The organism is Baekduia sp. (assembly GCF_035318805.1).
GTDB lineage: Bacteria > Actinomycetota > Thermoleophilia > Solirubrobacterales > Solirubrobacteraceae > Baekduia.
The window spans coordinates 134261-151017 of sequence record NZ_DATHDY010000121.1 but is presented as its reverse complement, the minus strand read 5'-3'; the positions used below and the strand labels follow the sequence as shown (position 1 = coordinate 151017).

General features: G+C 71.7%; 17 protein-coding genes. 11 read left to right on the top strand and 6 right to left on the bottom strand.

The genetic code is table 11. The annotated features are described in order from the left end of the window. Positions 1-571, top strand: a 571-nt coding sequence (locus VK501_RS25240; RefSeq protein ID WP_324342471.1) for a sterol desaturase family protein, incomplete at its 5' end; no start/stop codon positions are given. Here VK501_RS25240 and abc-f read toward each other — a convergent pair. Continuing rightward, positions 520-2166: a ribosomal protection-like ABC-F family protein gene (gene abc-f / locus VK501_RS25235; protein ID WP_324342470.1), complete on the bottom strand. Its 1647-nt coding sequence runs from the start codon at positions 2164-2166 to the stop codon at positions 520-522. The two genes, VK501_RS25240 and abc-f, sit on opposite strands and share 52 nt — an antisense overlap. Before the next feature lie 66 nt (positions 2167-2232). On the opposite strand from abc-f, the gene rsmB reads away from it, so the two are divergent. The 9 genes from rsmB (at position 2233) to VK501_RS25190 (ending at position 11836) form a co-directional block, all read left to right on the top strand. Further along, a complete protein-coding gene (gene rsmB / locus VK501_RS25230) occupies positions 2233-3417 on the top strand; it encodes a 16S rRNA (cytosine(967)-C(5))-methyltransferase RsmB (protein WP_324342468.1) in 1185 nt (394 codons plus the stop codon). Further along, positions 3410-3625: a zinc-ribbon domain-containing protein gene (locus VK501_RS25225; protein WP_324342465.1), complete on the top strand. Its 216-nt coding sequence runs from the start codon at positions 3410-3412 to the stop codon at positions 3623-3625. The genes rsmB and VK501_RS25225 overlap by 8 nt, the downstream gene beginning before the upstream one ends. 6 nt (positions 3626-3631) lie before the next feature. Beyond that, positions 3632-4300: a ribulose-phosphate 3-epimerase gene (gene rpe, locus VK501_RS25220; protein ID WP_324342463.1), complete on the top strand. Its 669-nt coding sequence runs from the start codon at positions 3632-3634 to the stop codon at positions 4298-4300. Positions 4301-4342: 42 nt separating this feature from the next. Then, positions 4343-4696 carry a response regulator transcription factor gene (locus VK501_RS25215; protein ID WP_324342461.1) on the top strand — a complete coding sequence of 118 codons (354 nt, stop codon included), beginning with the start codon at positions 4343-4345 and terminating at the stop codon, positions 4694-4696. Further along, positions 4693-6447, top strand: a complete 1755-nt coding sequence (locus VK501_RS25210; RefSeq protein WP_324342459.1) for a sensor histidine kinase — start codon at positions 4693-4695, stop codon at positions 6445-6447. The genes VK501_RS25215 and VK501_RS25210 overlap by 4 nt, the downstream gene beginning before the upstream one ends. Beyond that, entirely contained in the window at positions 6438-7082 is a 645-nt protein-coding gene (locus tag VK501_RS25205) for a response regulator transcription factor (protein ID WP_324342457.1), read from the top strand. Before VK501_RS25210 ends, VK501_RS25205 begins: the two co-directional genes overlap by 10 nt. Before the next feature lie 1113 nt (positions 7083-8195). Then, positions 8196-8894 (top strand): ABC transporter ATP-binding protein, encoded by a 699-nt coding sequence (locus tag VK501_RS25200; RefSeq protein WP_324342455.1) that lies wholly within the window; start codon positions 8196-8198, stop codon positions 8892-8894. Positions 8895-8912: 18 nt separating this feature from the next. After that, a complete protein-coding gene (locus VK501_RS25195; RefSeq protein WP_324342453.1) occupies positions 8913-11456 on the top strand; it encodes an ABC transporter permease in 2544 nt (847 codons plus the stop codon). 98 nt (positions 11457-11554) lie between these two features. Continuing rightward, a complete protein-coding gene (locus VK501_RS25190) occupies positions 11555-11836 on the top strand; it encodes a hypothetical protein (protein WP_324342451.1) in 282 nt (93 codons plus the stop codon). 134 nt (positions 11837-11970) lie between these two features. On the opposite strand, the gene VK501_RS25185 is transcribed toward VK501_RS25190, so the two are convergent. Further along, positions 11971-13047: an LLM class flavin-dependent oxidoreductase gene (locus VK501_RS25185; RefSeq protein WP_324342449.1), complete on the bottom strand. Its 1077-nt coding sequence runs from the start codon at positions 13045-13047 to the stop codon at positions 11971-11973. Positions 13048-13049: 2 nt separating this feature from the next. Next, positions 13050-13262, bottom strand: a complete 213-nt coding sequence (locus tag VK501_RS25180; protein WP_324342447.1) for a hypothetical protein — start codon at positions 13260-13262, stop codon at positions 13050-13052. 70 nt (positions 13263-13332) lie between these two features. Here VK501_RS25180 and VK501_RS25175 point away from each other — a divergent pair, with 70 nt between their 5' ends. Further along, positions 13333-13629 (top strand): glutathione S-transferase N-terminal domain-containing protein, encoded by a 297-nt coding sequence (locus VK501_RS25175; RefSeq protein WP_324342445.1) that lies wholly within the window; start codon positions 13333-13335, stop codon positions 13627-13629. A 3-nt stretch (positions 13630-13632) separates the two neighbouring features. Here the strand turns inward: VK501_RS25175 and VK501_RS25170 are convergent, their stop codons facing one another. The 3 genes from VK501_RS25170 to VK501_RS25160 are packed head-to-tail and all read right to left on the bottom strand — an operon-like array spanning position 13633 to position 16647. Next, positions 13633-14982 (bottom strand): hypothetical protein, encoded by a 1350-nt coding sequence (locus tag VK501_RS25170; RefSeq protein WP_324342443.1) that lies wholly within the window; start codon positions 14980-14982, stop codon positions 13633-13635. After that, the gene (locus VK501_RS25165; protein WP_324342441.1) at positions 14972-15604 is read right to left on the bottom strand and encodes a class I SAM-dependent methyltransferase; all 633 of its coding nucleotides are present in this window, start codon (positions 15602-15604) and stop codon (positions 14972-14974) included. Before VK501_RS25165 ends, VK501_RS25170 begins: the two co-directional genes overlap by 11 nt. After that, complete coding sequence (locus VK501_RS25160; protein ID WP_324342439.1) at positions 15601-16647, bottom strand: glycosyltransferase family 2 protein; 1047 nt, start codon at positions 16645-16647, stop codon at positions 15601-15603. Before VK501_RS25160 ends, VK501_RS25165 begins: the two co-directional genes overlap by 4 nt. Positions 16648-16757: the final 110 nt, after the last annotated feature.

Here is a 16757-nt window from a genome sequence, read left to right as displayed (position 1 = left end):
GGCGATCGTGCTTGCGCTCGCCGCCCGGATCGCGATCGGCGACTTCAGCTGGCTGGACCTCGTCGCGGTCGCCGCGATGCTCGTGATCTATCCGTTCGGCGAGTGGGCGATCCACGTCTACCTGCTGCACCTCAAGCCGTTCCGGTTGCGCGGCCGGCGCGTCGAGCTGCCGACCGCCAAGGCCCACCGCGAGCACCACGAGCGGCCCAACTACCTCGGCCTGATCCTGCTCGGACCGCTCGAGGCCGCCGCGCTTCTCCTGCTCGCCGTCCCTGTCGTGCTCGCGGTCTTCTCGATCGTCCTGCCACTCGACGCGCTCGTGACCGCTGCGTTCGCCGGCTACGTCCTCATCGGCATCTACGAGTGGACCCACTTCCTGATCCACACCGCCTACCGCCCGCGCTCACGCACCTACAAGGCGATCTGGCGAAATCATCGCCTGCACCACTTCAAGAACGAGCACTACTGGCACGGCATCACGAACACCGTCGCCGATCACGTGCTGCACACGGCGCCGGATCAGAAGGACGTGCCGCGCTCGCGCACTGCACGCTCGCTCCAGTCGCTGTAGCCGCCTTCGTATGAGCGCACCTCGAGGTCGCGCACCTCGACGATCCGGTCGGCGATGCGGTCCAGGAAGTAGCGGTCGTGCGACACCGCGATCACCGTGCCGTCGAACGCCTCGAGCGCGTGCTCGAGCACCTCGACCGACTCGATGTCGAGATGGTTGGTGGGCTCGTCGAGCAGCAGGCAGTTCGCGCCGCCGAGCATCAGCGTCAGGCAGCGCAGCCGCGTCCGCTCGCCGCCGCTCATCGCCGCCACCGGCCGGCGGACCTGCTCGTAGTCGAACAGGAAGCCCATGAGCTTGCGGACGGCCTCCTCCTCGGTCATCCGCCCGGTCGCGCGCACGACGTCCAGCGCCGTCGCCTCGTCGGGCAGCTCGGCGACGGCCTGGGTCAGGTGGTCGAACGCGATCGACGGGCCCGCCCAGCGCTGGCCCGACGACGCCGCCAGCTCACCCGCCAGCAGCTTGAGCAGCACGGTCTTGCCGGCGCCGTTGGGCCCGACGATGCCGATCCGCTCGCCGCGCATCACGGTCAGGTCGACGCCGGTGAGCTCGGGATCGAACTCCACGTCGCGCAGCTCGACGACGCGCTCGCCGCCGCGCGCCGCCGCCCGCAGCGCCAGCGCCATCCTGCGGCGCTCGAAGACCGGTCGCTGGATCTTCTCCATGCGATCGATCTGGCGCTGCTTGTTGCGCGCCTGCTTGATGTGACGCTCGTCGACGACGCGGTGCGCCCAGTCCTTGAAGCGCCGGATCGCCGTCTCCAGGCGTGCGATCTCCTTCTGCTGGGTCACGTAGGCCTGCTGGCGGCGGACCAGCTCCAGCTCGCGCGCGACGGTGTAGGCGCTGTAGCCGCCCTGCCACATCCGCACGCGGCCGTGCTCCAGCTCGGCGACCTGGTCGACGATCTCGTCCAGCAGGAAGCGGTCGTGGCTGACGACGACGACCGCGCCGTCGAGCTCCTGGACCAGCGACTCCAGCAGCGACCGGCGCGCCATGTCCAGATGCGCCTCGGGCTCGTCGAGCAGCAGCAGGTCTGGCCGCCGCACCAGGCACGCGGCCAGCGCGACGAGCTTGCGCTCCCCGCCGCTCAGCGTGCGGGTGGGCCGGTCGACGTCGGCGTCGTCGAGCCCCAGCTCGCGCAGCAGGCGGATCGCGTCGCCGTCGACCGTCTGCTCGGCCAGGGCGTCGACCAGCCCCGCCTGGCGCGCCAGCAGCCGCGTCATGCGGTCGAGGTCCTCGGCCAGGGCCGGATCGGCCAGCGCCGCCTCGACGCTCGCCAGCTCCTCGTGCACAGCGACCGCCGCCGGCACGGCCGCGCGGACGGTCTGCAGCGCCGTGCGGTCGTCGCCGCCGACGAGCTGCGGGAGGAAGGCGACCGTCGCGCCGCGGCGGATCGTCAGCGCGCCGGCGTCGGGCGCATCGTCACCGGCCAGCAGCCGCAGGATCGTGGACTTGCCCGCGCCGTTGGCGCCCACCAGGCCGACGCGCGCCCGCGGCCCGACCTCCAGGTCGAGCCCGTCGAGCACCCGGCGTCCGCCGAAGGACTTGACGATCCCCCGCAGGCTGAACGCGGGGGCGGTGGGGACGGAGACAGCCATGGGCGCAGACCACCGTAAACCGCACCGGCGCGAAGGGGAAACGGGGTTCTCCCTAGTCTTAGTGGCGTGCCTGCCAGCCCCGCCCGTCGCGCTGCGCTGAACGTCCTGCGCCGCGTCAACGAGCAGGGCGCCTACGCCGACCGTGCGCTGCACGGAGAGTCCAAGGAGCTCGACGCCCGCGATCGCGCCCTCGCCAAGCGCCTGGCGTTCGGAACGGTCCAGCGCCGCGCGACCCTGGACTGGATCGTCGCCCGCCACGTCGATCGCAAGCTCGAGCCGCAGGTGCGCGCCGCCCTGCAGCTCGGGCTCTACCAGCTGCTCTACACCGACGTGCCGCAGCACGCCGCGGTCGCCGAGAGCGTCGAGCTGGCCAAGCCCAGCCCCGGCGCCAAGCTCGTCAACGCCGTGCTGCGCAAGGTGCTGCGCGAGGGCGTGGAGCTGCCGGCCGACGACAACCCCAAGGGCGCCGCGATCCGCCATTCGCATCCCGAGTGGCTGACGCTCCTGTGGTGGGACTGGCTCGGCGCCGAGGAGGCCCGCGCGCTGCTGGCCGCCGACAACGAGCCGACCGAGCTGGCGCTGCGCGTCAACCCGCTGGCCGGCGTCGACGTCGACCTGGCCGGCCGCCGCGAGGACGACGCGCTGGTCGTCGAGGGCGCGCTGGACGTGCTCTCCCACCCGCTCTACGCCGCCGGCGCGATCACGCCGCAGTCGCGCGCGTCGCAGCTCGTCGCCCGCGCCGTCGACCCGCAGCCGGGTGAGCGGATCCTCGACCTGTGCGCCGCTCCCGGCGGCAAGACCACGCATCTCGCCGCGCTGATGGGCGACCAGGGCGAGGTCGTCGCCGTCGAGCGCCATCCCCAGCGCGCGCAGGCGCTGATGACGCAGGCCGGGCGCATGCACGCCACCAGCGTCCGCGTGCAGGTCGCCGACGCCAAGGACGTCAGCGCCGAGCTGCTCGGCGGCATGTTCGACCGCGTCCTGGTGGACCCGCCGTGCAGCGGCCTGGGGACCCTGAGCAGCCATCCCGACCTGCGCTGGCACGCCACGCCGGAGTCGATCGAGGAGCTGCGGATCGAGCAGGAGGCGATCGTCGCCGCGGCACGCGGCGTGCTCGCTCCCGGCGGCCGGCTGGTCTACTCGACGTGCACCCTCTCGCCGCGCGAGGAGATCGTCGACGGCACGGTCGTGCGCACGCTCCCGCACCGCGACAAGACCGACGGCTTCTATATTGCCGTCAACGATGGCTGAAGTAGGTCTCAAATGCCCCGGTTGCGGGGAGCCGTGGCTGCGTCCGACGACCCTCGCCGGCCGCTACCGCTGCGTCTACTGCCTGCACCGCTGGGAGCTGCGCTCCGTGTGCCCCGACTGCGGGGAGCACTCCACGATCGTGCGCATGTCGTCCACCGCCACCACGGTGTGCAACCACTGTGGCGGGTCCATGCTGGTCGAGGTCTGAGGTCCGGTGAACGCCAGGCGCCCGCCTCGCATCGCCCCGAGCATCCTCGCGGCCGACTTCGCCCACCTCGGCGCGCAGGTCCGCGAGGTCGTCGACGCCGGCGCCCGGGTGATCCACGTCGACGTCATGGACGGCAACTTCGTGCCGCCGTTCTCGATGGGCCCGCAGGTCTGCAGCGCGCTGCGCGCCCTGGACCTCGACATCGAGCTCGACGTCCACCTCATGGTCGAGCGGCCCGAGCGCCACGTGGCCGACTTCGCCAGCGCCGGCGCGAGCAACATCACCATCCACGCCGAGGCCACGCCGCACGTCGACTACGCCCTCCAGCAGATCCGCGAGCTGGGCTGCACCGCGGGCCTCGCGGTCTGCCCGGCGACGCCGCTGGACATCTACCGCGAGGTCGTGGTCGACCTCGCGCTCTGCATGACCGTCAACCCGGGGTGGGGCGGGCAGGCCTTCATCCCGACCTCGTTGCACAAGATCGCGCGGATGCGCGCGCTGCTCCGGGACGGGCCGGAGCTGGAGGTCGACGGTGGCATCGACGCCACCACCGCCGGGCCGGCCGCCGAGGTCGGCGCCACCCTGTTCGTCGCGGGCAGCGCCATCTTCGGCGCTGACGATCCCGCGGCTGCCTATACCGAAATCGCCGCCGCGGCGGGGTGTAGCCAGCCGTAGCGACTCGGCCCGGTGCAGGGCCGATGATGTGAAGGAACGCCCGTGAGCACGAAGGTACTCATCGTCGACGACCACCCGACCTTTCGGTCGACCGCTCGCCTCCTGCTGGAGAGCGAGGGATTCGACGTGATCGGAGAGGCGCCGGACGGCCTGAGCGCCATCGCTGCGGCAGGGGAGCTGCACCCCGACCTGGTGCTGCTGGACGTCAACCTCCCGGACCTCGACGGCTTCGACGTCGCTGCGCGCATCACCAGCGTGCTCGGCGCGCCCGCCGTGGTCCTGACCTCCAGTCGCGACAGCTCGGACTTCGGACCCCTCGTGCATCGCAGCGGTGCGCGCGGGTTCATCCCGAAGGGGGAGCTCTCAGGTGCCGCACTCACGGAGCTCATTCGATGAACTCACTGCGAGCCGCGCTCCTGGCGCTGTTCGCAGCCTCGGTGGCGATGGCCGCCGTGATGGTGGCGCTCGTCGTCTCCAGCGATCACGAGAGCGCCAAGGAGGTCACCGCCGTCCTCGGTCCGCTCATCGGGCTGAGCTTCTGCGGCACGGGCATCTTCGCGTGGATGCGCCGTCCTCACAACCGCTTCGGCGCGCTCATGACTGCGGTGGGCTTCGCATGGTTCCTGGCGGGGCTGACCGAGGCCAACGCCGCGTGGGTCTACACGCTCGGCGTCTACCTCGGGCCGTTGTACATCGTGTTGGTCGGCCACATGCTGCTGGCCTTCCCCAGCGGGCGGCTGGAGACCGACGCGGCGCGCACGCTGATCGCCATCGGCTACCTCGACGCGCTGTTCGTGCAGATCCCGTTCTTCCTGCTCGGCGGCGACATCAGCACGCCCGACAACGCGCCGCGCAACGCCTGGGCGCTGACCGACAACCCCGACGGCGCGCAGGTCTTCGGCGCGGTCTCGCAGTTGGTCGCCGCGGTGCTGATCGCCTGGCTGGCGGTCCAGCTCGTCCAGAAGCGCCAGGTCGCCTCGCCGCCGCAGCGGCGCGCGATGGCGCCCGTGCTGTGGACCGGCCTGGCGCTGAGCGCGACGCTGGCCGTCGCCGTCGTCGGGCAGCTGCTGGGGGCGGGCACCTCGGTGGCGGCGAGCCCGAGCCTCGTGTCATTGATCGCGTTCGCGGCGCTGCCGTGGGCGTTCGTCATCGGCCTGCTGCGCGGCCGCTACAGCCGCGCCGGCGCCGTCGGCGACCTCGTCGAGCGCCTCAACGCGCGGGGCATCGAGGGCGAGTCGCTGCGCGACGCGCTGTCGGACGCCCTCGGCGACCGCTCGCTGGCGCTGGCGTTCTGGTCCCGCGGCTCGGAGCGCTACGTCGACGCCCACGGCCAGCACGTCGACCTGCCGCCGGCCACGTCGCGCTCGCGCGCGGTGACCGAGATCGAGCGCGAGTCGGTGCCGGTCGCCGCCATCGTCCACGACGCCGCGCTGCTCGACGAGCCGGGTCTCGTCCGCGCTGCGGGCGCCGCGGCGGCGCTCGCGCTGGAGAACGAGCGCCTGGAGGCCGAGCTGAAGGCCCGCGTCGCCGAGCTGCAGGTCTCGCGCGCGAAGGTCATCGAGGTCGGCATGGCCGAGCGCCGCGCGCTGGAGCGCAACCTCCACGACGGCGCGCAGCAGCGCCTCGTGGCGCTGTCGCTGCAGCTCGGCCTGGCCAAGACCAAGCTGCGCACCGACCCCGACGTCGCCGAGCGCATCCTGGACGGCGCGCGCGGCGAGCTGGCGTCCGCGCTGGAGGAGCTGCGCGAGCTCGCGCGCGGCATCCACCCGGCGATCCTGACCGACCGCGGGCTGGCCGCGGCGCTCGAGGCGCTGGCCGGACGGGCGCCCGTCCCGGTCGAGGTCGAGGCGGTCCCGGAGGGCCGGATGCCGATGCCCGTGGAGGCCGTGGCGTACTTCGTCGTGTCGGAGTCCCTGACCAACGTGGCCAAGTACGCCGATGCCGAATATGCGACCGTCCGCGTCGTACGGGAGAATGGCTACGCAGTGGTGGAGATCGAGGACAACGGCATCGGCGGCGCGGACCCGTCCGCAGGCACTGGCCTGCGGGGCCTCGCCGATCGCCTGGCCGCCCTCGACGGAAGGCTTGAGGTCGACTCCCCTCCTGGAGTCGGAACGACCGTGAGGGCGAGGATCCCGTGCGCGTAGTGCTGGCTGATGATTCCGTGCTGCTCCGCGAAGGACTCGCGGCGTTGCTCGAAGGCAAGGACTTCGACGTGGTCGCCCAGTCGGGCGACGCCGAGGATCTCCTGCGCAAGGTCGGCGCCCACAAGCCCGACGTGGCGATCGTGGACGTCCGCATGCCGCCGACGCACACCGACGAGGGGCTCAAGGCCGCCCTGGAGATCCGTGAGCGCTTCCCGGACACGGGCGTGCTCGTGCTGAGCGCCTACGTCGAGGAGACCTCGGCGCTCGAGCTGCTCTCCGACGACGCCGCCGGCATCGGCTACCTGCTCAAGGACCGCGTCAGCGACGTCGACCGGTTCACCGAGGCGGTCCGCCGCGTCGGCGAGGGCGGCAGCGCGCTGGATCCCGAGGTCGTCTCCCGGCTGCTCGGCCGCCGGCGCCGCGAGGATCCGCTCGAGGCGCTCTCGCCACGCGAGCGCGAGGTGCTGGGCCTGATGGCCGAGGGCCGCTCCAACCACGCGATCGCCGACGCGCTGGTCGTCACCGAGCGCGCCGTCGAGAAGCACGTCACGAGCATCTTCACCAAGCTCACGCTCCCGCCGACGGTCGAAGACCACCGGCGCGTGCTGGCGGTGCTGGCGTACCTGCAGGGCTGAGCTGGGCGTACCGGGGCGCGGCGTGGCTGGTCGGCGGGGCTACGTGGCGTCACCCCCGCGCTCCGCTTCGCGCTCGCCTCGGGGTCGCTCGGGCGCTGAGCGCTCGTATCGCTCCGAGGGCGGCGCGACCGCTTCCGGCATCGATCCCGCGCTAAGCCGCTCCGCGCGGATGGCGACGCCACGTATCCCCGCTACGCCAGCACGCCCGGGCTGACGCGTCCCAATCGGCGCCAGCGGAGCGCGCCGTGTTGCTGCCGGGCTCTCAAACCATGGTGCCCTCAAGTGCGACGTCGGTGCCTGCGGTGTCAGGGCAAGGTCAAGCAGCGTGTAAGGACCTACGTGAGCAACTGCGTCAACGTCGACACAGACGAAGTGATCTTCAAGAACGCCTACCGCAACCGCCTCAAGGGAAGCTCCTCCGTGACCGGGAACCGCGCGAGGCCGATGCCGCTACCAACACCGTCCCCGCAGGCGACTAGCGTTGTAACCGGAGCGAGCGACCAGGGAGACGGCGTCCGGATTCAGGGCGTTGACCGTTCCAGGCAACTCGGTTTGATCCGCTCCGCGCGGGTGATGGCGTGACGCACCCCCGGCTCGGCGCGACGCATCGGCGCCACGCCTCGGCGCACACGCCGGCCCTCGGCAGCGGCGGGAGGGAGCGCTGCCGTGTAGGTCCACACGGTTTCCCTGGCGCGTCGCTCCTCGGCAGTGTCGGCGCGCGTTTCGCGCCGCCGTGGGGCTGAGCCGAGGCGGCTCTCCGTCGATGTCGACATCCGCTCCGAAGCGAAAGCGCGCGATCGATGCCAGGGGAGATCGCGTCGTCGCGAGCAGCCCGAGCGAGCACCCAGCGCTCGCGGCACGACCACGCGAGCGCGTCGCGCAGGGGCGGTGGCGAGCATCGCGGAGTGCCGCCCAGCCAACCCCGCCCGCGCCCTCCCCAGCCAGCCCCGCCCGCGCCAACCCCAGCCAGCCCCGCCCGCGCCAACCCCAGCCAACCCCGCTCAGACCGCCGCAGCCCGGCACCTGACACCGTCGACCCCATGACATCCCCTAGGGGGTAAGTGGGGGATAGCCGTACCCTTCGCTTCGCGCCAGGCTGGGAGGCTCCTCGGCATGAATTCGATCGTCTCCGCGCAGGATCTTCGCCGCGTCTATGGGGAGGGCGGCGCCGCCGTCACGGCGCTGGACCGCGTCTCCGTGGACTTCCCCGCCGGTGCGTTCACCGCCATCATGGGCCCGTCGGGCTCCGGAAAGTCCACGCTGATGCACCTGCTCGCCGGCCTCGACCGGCCCACCGAGGGCACCGTCACGCTCGACGGCATCGAGCTCACGACGCTCAACGACGACGCGCTCACCGAGCTGCGTCGCGACCGCGTCGGCTTCATCTTCCAGGCCTTCAACCTGCTGCCGGTCCTCAACGCGCGGGAGAACATCGTCCTGCCGCTGTCGATCGCCGGCCGGGACCCCGACGACGCCTGGGTCGACCAGCTGATCGACCTCGTGGGCCTGCGGGACCGCATCACGCACCGCCCGAGCGAGCTCTCCGGTGGCCAGCAGCAGCGCGTCGCCGTGGTGCGCGCGCTCGCCAGCCGCCCCGCGGTCGTCTTCGCCGACGAGCCCACCGGCAACCTCGACTCCCACGCCTCGACCGAGATCCTGCAGTTGCTGCGGCGCTCGGTCGACGAGTTCGGACAGACGATCATCATGGTCACGCACGACGAGCACGCGGCGGCCTACGCCGACCGCCTGCTCGTGCTGCACGACGGCCAGATCGTCGAAGACCGCGCGCCCTCCGCCACCGCCGTCGCCTAGCCCGGAAGCTCCTTCACCATGGCCAAGATCGCCGTACGCGGGCTGCTCGCCCGCAAGCTCCGCCTTGCCCTGACCGCCCTCGCCGTCGCGCTGGGGGTCACGCTCATCGCGGGCACCTACATCTTCACCGACACGATCAACAAGTCGTTCGACAACATCTTCGTCCAGTCCAACAAGGGCACGGACGTCGCGCTTTCTCCCAACAACGACCTGTCGGGCGACGAGGACCCGCCACCGATCCCGGGCGTGGTCCTGGACAGGGTCAAGCAGGTCGACGGCGTCTCCTCGGCCGAGGGCGCGGTGTTCAGCTCGGGCGGCTCGTTCCGCAAGGCCGACGGCTCCAAGCTCAAGGGCCAGGGCTTCAACGCGATCGCCGGCACGCACGACGTGCAGCGCTTCGAGTCCTTTGCGCCGACCGAGGGTCACCTGCCGCAGACGGCCGACGAGATCGCCATTCCCAAGGGCACCGCCGACAACAACGACTTCAAGGTGGGCGACAAGATCGAGGTCGCCGACGAGGCGCCCAAGAAGCTCTACACCATCTCGGGGATCGTGAAGATCGCCGGCGTGGACTCGTTCGGCGGCGGCGTGATCGCCGTGATGACGCTGCCCGAGGCGCAGCGCATGACCGGCCACGGCAACTCCTTCGACGAGATCGAGGTCGCCGGGACGCCGGGCGTCACGCCCGAGCAGCTCAAGGGGCGGATCGCGAAGGTCGTGCCCCAGGGCGTCGAGGTCCGTACGGGCAGCGAGCAGGCCGACAAGCAGACCAAGGACATCAACGACGGGTTCCTGAACTTCCTGCGCACCGCGCTGCTGGCGTTCGCCGGGATCTCGCTGTTCGTCGGCGCGTTCCTGATCTTCAACACCTTCTCGATCACCGTCGCCCAGCGCACCCGTGAGTTCGCGCTCCTGCGCGTGCTCGGCGCCAAGCGCAAGCAGGTCCTGCGCTCGGTCCTGGGCGAGGGGCTGACGATCGGCCTCATCGGCTCGGTGGTCGGCCTCGGCCTCGGCATCCTGGTGGCCGACGGCCTGCGCGCGCTCTTCAAGGCCTTCGGCGCCGACATGCCGTCGACGGGCACGGTCATCGCCGAGCGCACGATCATCGTGTCGCTGGTCGTCGGCACGGTCGTCACGCTGATCTCGACGATCGCGCCCGCCATCCGGGCGACGCGCGTCCCGCCGCTGGCGGCCCTGCGCGAGGGCCTGACGCGCGAGCAGAAGCACTCGCGCTGGGGGACGCCGGTCGCCGGCGTGCTCACCGTCGGCGGTCTCGGGCTGATGGCCTTGGGGCTGTTCGGCTCGATGAAGGCCAACTCGGCGCTGTCGCTCATGGGCCTCGGCGCGGTGGCGACCTTCCTCGGCGTCGCGTTCCTCAGCCCGCGCCTGGTCGGCCCGATCGCCGGCGTCGTCGGCTCGCCGTTCGAGCGCTTCCGCGGGGTCACGGGCCGGATCGCCCGCGAGAACACGGTGCGCCAGCCCGGCCGCACGGCGGTCACCGCCGCCGCGCTGATGATCGGCGTCGCGCTCGTGACCTTCGCGTCGGTGTTCGCGGCCGGGGCCAAGACGACGTTCAAGGACGCCGTGACCAACGGCTCCAAGGCGCAGGCCGTCATCCAGAACACCGACGGCTTCAGCTCCTTCACGCCCCAGGCGGGCCAGGCCGTCGCCCAGGTCCCGGGCGTCCGGGAGGTCTCGGCGGTCCGCTTCGGCCAGGGCAAGGTCGACGGCACCAAGAAGGGCGTGACGGGCGTCGACCCGCAGACGTTCGCGGACCTGTACCACTCGGGCTGGAAGCAGGGCAGCGACGCGACGTTGCGCCAGCTCGGCCCCGGCACGGTGATCGTCGGCAAGAAGTACGCCGAGAACGAGGGCACCAAGGTGGGTGACACGCTCAACCTGCAGACCAGCACGGAGCGATCGCTCAAGTTGAAGGTCATCGGCATCCTGTACGACAAGGGTGGCCTGACCGGGGACATGACGGTCGCCAACAGCGTGCTCGAGAAGGACTTCGGCTTCCGCAAGGACGGGTTCGCGTTCGTCGCCTACGACGGCACCCGGCCCGAGGGGCAGGTGAAGGCGTCGATCGACAGGGTGCTCGACGACCAGTTCCCCGAGGCCGAGGCCAAGACCAATACCGAGTTCATCGACTCGCAGGCCAAGCAGATCGACCAGCTGCTGATGCTGATCTACGCGCTGCTGGCGATGGCGATCATCGTGTCGCTGTTCGGGATCGTCAACACGCTCGTGCTGTCGATCTCCGAGCGGACCCGGGAGCTGGGGCTGCTGCGGGCGATCGGCATGTCGCGCCGCCAGGTCCGGCGGGTGATCCGCTACGAGGCGATCATCACCGCGCAGATCGGCGCCGTGATCGGGCTCGCGCTCGGCATCGTGCTCTCGCTCCTGGTGACGCGGGCGATCGACGACTTCCAGCTGTCGATCCCCGTCGGGACGCTCATCTTCCTGCTGATCGCCGCGGCGGTCGCAGGGGTCCTCGCGGCGATCCTGCCGGCACGCCGGGCCTCGCGCCTGAACGTGCTGGAGTCGCTGGCCTACGAGTAGGCCTCGCGCAAGGACACCAAGCTCCGGGGCGGCGGGCCGTGCACCGCCGCCCCGGCTGTGCTTGGGGGCGGATCGTCGGGGCCGGTAGGGTCGGGCGCGTGCGGGCCGTCCTCGAGCTGTGGCGCCGAGGGCAGCGTGGCTGGCCGGCGCCGTATCCGCTGGTGCAGCTCCCCAACGTGCCGCTGATCGTGGCGCTGGTCGCGGCGGCGCTGTCGCGCCTGGTGGACGGCGCCGCGCACGACGTCGCCCGTGTGGTGTTCTACGCCGCGCTGGCCGTCTGGGCGGCCGATGAGCTGGCGCGCGGAAGCAACGCGTTCCGTCGGGCGCTGGGGGCGGCGGTGCTGGCGTACCTCGCCGTGCGGCTCGTCGCGGACATCTGACCCGGCCCCCGCTACACCGGCCGGCCGCGGCGCTGACCCTAGGAGACTGTGTCGCTATCGCGACTGGGGACCCACCTCCGGCGGCGACGGCTGGCCGTCGTGGGCCTCGGCCTCGTCGGCCGCCTACGGCACCCCTAGTTGTCGCTCTTCGCCGGCGCCGGCGCGCTCGCCGTGCGCCGCGCCACCTCGTCGCGGACCAGCGGCGCGACCTCGGTGCCGAGCAGCTCGACGGCCTGCATGACGTCGGCGTGGGGCATCGTGCCGACGGTCAGGTGCATCAGGTGGCGGTCGTGGCCGAAGAGCTCGTGATGGAACAGGATCTTCTCGGCGACCTGCTCGGGCGCGCCGATGACCAGCGAGCCGCGCGGCGAGCGCAGCGCGTCGAACTGCTCGGGCGACATCGGCGGCCAGCCGCGCTCGCGCCCGAGGCGCGACATCGCCGCGGCGTAGGGCCCGTAGAACGTGGCGACCGCCTGCTCGGCGCTCGGCGCCACGAACCCGTGGGTGTTGATGGCGATCGGCAGGTCGGCCGGCTGGCCGGCGCGCTGCGCGGCGTCGCGGTACAGCTGCACCAGCGGGGCGAAGCGCTCGGGCTGGCCGCCGATGATCGCGATCGTGAGCGGCAGGCCCAGCGACGCGGCGCGCACCACCGACTGCGGCGTGCCGCCGACGCCGACCCACACCGGCAGCGGATCCTGTACGGGCCGCGGGTAGACGCCGACGTTGTCGATCGGCGCGCGGTGCCGGCCCGAGCCGGCCCACGTGACGCGCTCCGACGAGCGCACGGCCAGCAGCAGGTCGAGCTTCTCGGCGTAGAGCTCGTCGTAGTCGTCGAGGTCCTGGCCGAAGAGGGGGAAGGACTCGACGAACGAGCCGCGACCGGCCCAGATCTCGGCGCGGCCGTCGGAGAGCAGGTCGACCGTGGCGAAGTCCTGGAAGACCCGGACCGGGTCGTCGGAGCTGAGGACCGTCACGGCGCTGGCCAGGCGCAGGCGCTCGGTGCGCGTGGCCGCGCCGGCGAGGACGACGGCCGGGGCCGAGACCGCGAAGTCGGGCCGGTGGTGCTCGCCCACGCCGAAGACGTCGAGCCCGACCTGGTCGGCCAGCTCCATCTCCTCGATGAGGTCGTGCAGCCGCTGCTGCGCGCTGATCACCTCACGGGTGCGCGGGTCGGGCGTCAGCTCTGCGAACGTCGTGATGCCGATCTCCATGGCTAGTGGGCCGCGCGGAGCGCGCCCTTCCCCGGATCGCCGATCGGCAAGGCGCTCGTGCGGATGATCGACGGCGGCGCGCTCACCAGCGGGCCGACCTTGCCGAACAGCTCCTTGAGGTGCGGCGTGCGGGTGTGGGCGTCGAGCGCCTCGTCCTCGCTGCCGGGCTTGACCTGGATGGTGGCGATCACGACGACCTTCTCGCTGGGGCTCATGGCGTGCAGGCTAGGAGGTGGACGGCTCAGTCCGGCGCTTCCCGCCGCACCGTGGCCTAGGGTGGGCCCCATGGCCAAGGTCAAGCTGCACCGCTGCTCCTACACGTTCCTGCACACCGACCTCGACGCGTGCTGGAAGGTCCAGCGGGCGCTCGACGAGCAGGGCATCGAGTACGAGGTCGTCAAGCACGGCTTCGGGAAGGGCAAGCGCCCGGACGTCGTCGAGCTGAGCGGCCAGAAGTACCTGCCGGTGATCGAGCTCGAGGACGGCACCGTCTACCGCGCCGAGTCGAACGACATGGCCGCGCGCGTGCGTGCCGGCGAGCTGCTGGACGACAGCGCCGCGGGCGCGCCCGCCTCGGCCTGACGCTCAGGAGGCCGCGGGCGCCGCGGCGGCGCTCGGCGCCGGGCGCCGGTACAGCACGTACAGCAGCACGCACAGCAGGCCGGCGGCGCCCGCGTAGCCGACCTCGGCGCGCGTGAGCTCGTCGTCGACGACCGGCAGCAGCATCCACGCCACGAACGCGCCCGCCGCGACCAGCCACGCCGCGGCGGCGTGGTGGGCCCGGCCGCGCGCGAGGGCCGCCTGGTTCAGCGTGCCGGCGGTGAGGTGCAGGCCCATGCCGACGGCGATGACGGCCAGGCCGACGCGCCCGTAGTGGGTGTCGGACGGAAAGAGCGTGTCCATCACGAACGGCCCGATCGCCAGCAGGCCGAGCGCCACGGCGCCGGCGAAGCCGGCGATGACGAGGACCGTCTGGCGGATGGCGCGCGCGAAGGCCGCGTGGCCCTCGGTCGCCTCGAGCCCCGCCAGGTGCGGCAGCAGCGACGTCTGCACGGCCTGGAACAGCTGCAGCGGGGCGCGCGCGATCAGCAGCGCGCTGAAGACGATGCCCGCCTTCGTCGAGTCCGCAACCAGCAGCACGGCGGCGTTGAGCAGCGTCTGCTCGGCCAGCTGGATCGCCGCGACCGCGCCGGCGAAGCCCGCGCTCTCGCGCATCGCGCCCCGGTCACGGGCCGCTGCGCCGGCGGCCGGCGACGCCGCCTCGTGGCGCCGCAGCGCCCAGGGGATCACCAGCAGCGAGGCCAGCGGCGCGGCCACGAGCCCCAGCGCGACGGCGGTCTCGCCCGTCGCGAGCCCCACCGCCACGGCGACCGGGAAGCAGAAGCGCGACAGCGACTCGAAGAGCACCAGGCCGCCGTAGAGCCCGAACCACTGGTGCCCGGCGAGGTAGCCGCGGGCGAAGTACGACGCCGCGTAGGCAACCGTCGCGCCGATGAGGATCCAGTAGAGCGACGCCTCGCCGTCGAAGAGCCCGTCCTGGATCGGTCCTCGCGCCGCGAGCGCGATCACGAGGAACACCGCCGCGAACGATGCCTGGATCATGGCGGGCACCCGCAGCGAGTGGCCGCCTTCGATTCCGCGCGCGCGGCGGTCGGCGATCGTGCGCGACAGCAGCTGCTCGACCGGCCGGTAGATCACCGACATGGTCACGAACAGCACCGACCACAGCAGCGACACGCGCCCGTACTGGTCGTCGCTCAGGACATGCTTGGCGACCGAGAAGTAGGCGAAGGTGAAGAGCCCGGTCGCGGCGATCCCGATGCTCAGGAGCCGCGCGCCGGACCCGAACGACCGCCCTTCGCCGGTGGCGCCGGCGTCGCCTTCGGCTGACGCCGGGACGCCGCCGTCAGACCAGGCTTCGGTGCTACTCGCCAATGCGGACGAGGAGCATCGTCCACGGGAACGGCGAGCGGGCCTCGACGACGGTCCCGTACCGCCCGAGCAGCTGCATGAAGCCGCGCTTGGACCAGTGGTTCACGTGGCCGGGCGTGTTGCCCAGCTCCTTGAGGTAGGCGCCGCGCGCGAGGTTCAGCCCGCGCCACAGCGGCTCGCGCGGCACGGAGACCAGCAGCCACTTCGAGGCGCAGCGCGCCATCTCGGAGACCGTGTGCTCGGGATCCGGCACGTGCTCGAGGACCTCGATCGCGGTGGCGACCTCGAACTCGCCGTCGGCGAACGGAAGGTTCTCGGCCTTCATCACCTGGTACTCGAGGCAGGGGTGCTGGCGGGTCTTCCACGCCTCGTGCAGCTGCGGGTCGTCGAGGTCCAGTCCCACGATGCGCTGCATGCCGGGCGTCTGCGCCCACTGGTGCGTCAGCACGGCCTCGCCGCAGCCGACGTCCAGCAGCGTCGTCGGCGCCGCCTTGCCGAACAGCTCCTCGAGCGTGGACTCGAACTTGGCCATCAGCCGGCGCACGACCGGGTTGGTGGACCCGTACTTGTCATAGGTGTTGCCGGTGACCGTGCCCTCACGGTCGACGGTGACGGAGCTGCTCATAGCTTCAGGGCCTCTCGTTCCTCGGTGCGGCCGGCCTGCGCGCCGGTGGTCGCGTGCTGCCCGGTGTCGTGTGCGCCGGGCTCGTAGTGGGACGGGGGCACCTTGAGCTGCAGCTCGATGCGCCGCACCCGCTCGAAGATCCGCTGGGACATCATGCGCTGGCTGTAGAGCAGGTCGCCGATGATGCCGAGCACCCCGACCACGACGGCGGCGTTGAACAGCACGGCGCCGAAGATCAGCGACTGCACGTGCCCCGCGCCCTCGCCGCCGATGTAGGCGATGACGAACCGGATGAACGGCACGAGCGACAGCACGAACAGCAGCAGCGCCAGGTAGGAGAACACCTTCAGCGGCTCGTACTGCGTGTAGATGCGCGCGATCGCCACGGCGTTGCGCCGGACGTAGGAGCTCATCGACGGGAAGAGCCGCGACTCGCGCGTCTTCGGGTTGGTCCCGATCGCGACGTGGTCGGTGGCCACCAGCAGCTTGCCGGCCTGGATGATCGTCTCGAGCGTGTAGGTGTACTTCGAGACGACGGCCATCTGGATGGCCGCCTCGCGGTTGTAGGCGCGGAAGCCCGACGTCGTGTCGGGCACGTCGGTGTCCGAGGCCTGGCGCACGACCCACGAGCCGAGCTTCTGCAGGCGCTTCTTCAGCGGCGAGAAGTGCTCGATCTGGTCGGTCTCGCGGTCGCCGACGACCATGTCGGCGCTGCCGTCGACGATCGGCTTGACGAGCTTCGGGATGTCGGCGCCGCTGTACTGGTTGTCGGCGTCGGTGTTGACCACCACGTCGGCGCCGAGCTTCAGCGACGCGTCGAGGCCGGCCTGGAAGGCGGCGGCCAGGCCCTTGTTGTTCGTGAGCTTGACGATGTGGTGGACGCCGTTGGCGCGGGCCACCTCGATCGTCCGGTCGGTGGAGCCGTCGTCGATGACGAGCACTTCGACCATGTCGAAGCCCGGCACCTCGCGGGGGAGATCCGCCAGCGTCGCCGGCAGGGTCTCCTCCTCGTTGAGGCAGGGGATCTGGATGATGAGCTTCATGAGAAGGGTGGGGACGGCGCGCTTGGAGGTTGCGCCGGGATGGTAGGGCCCGGGCGACCTGCCCCATCGAACCGTACCGGCGGGGACGTGCCGTACACTCGCCAGCTCAG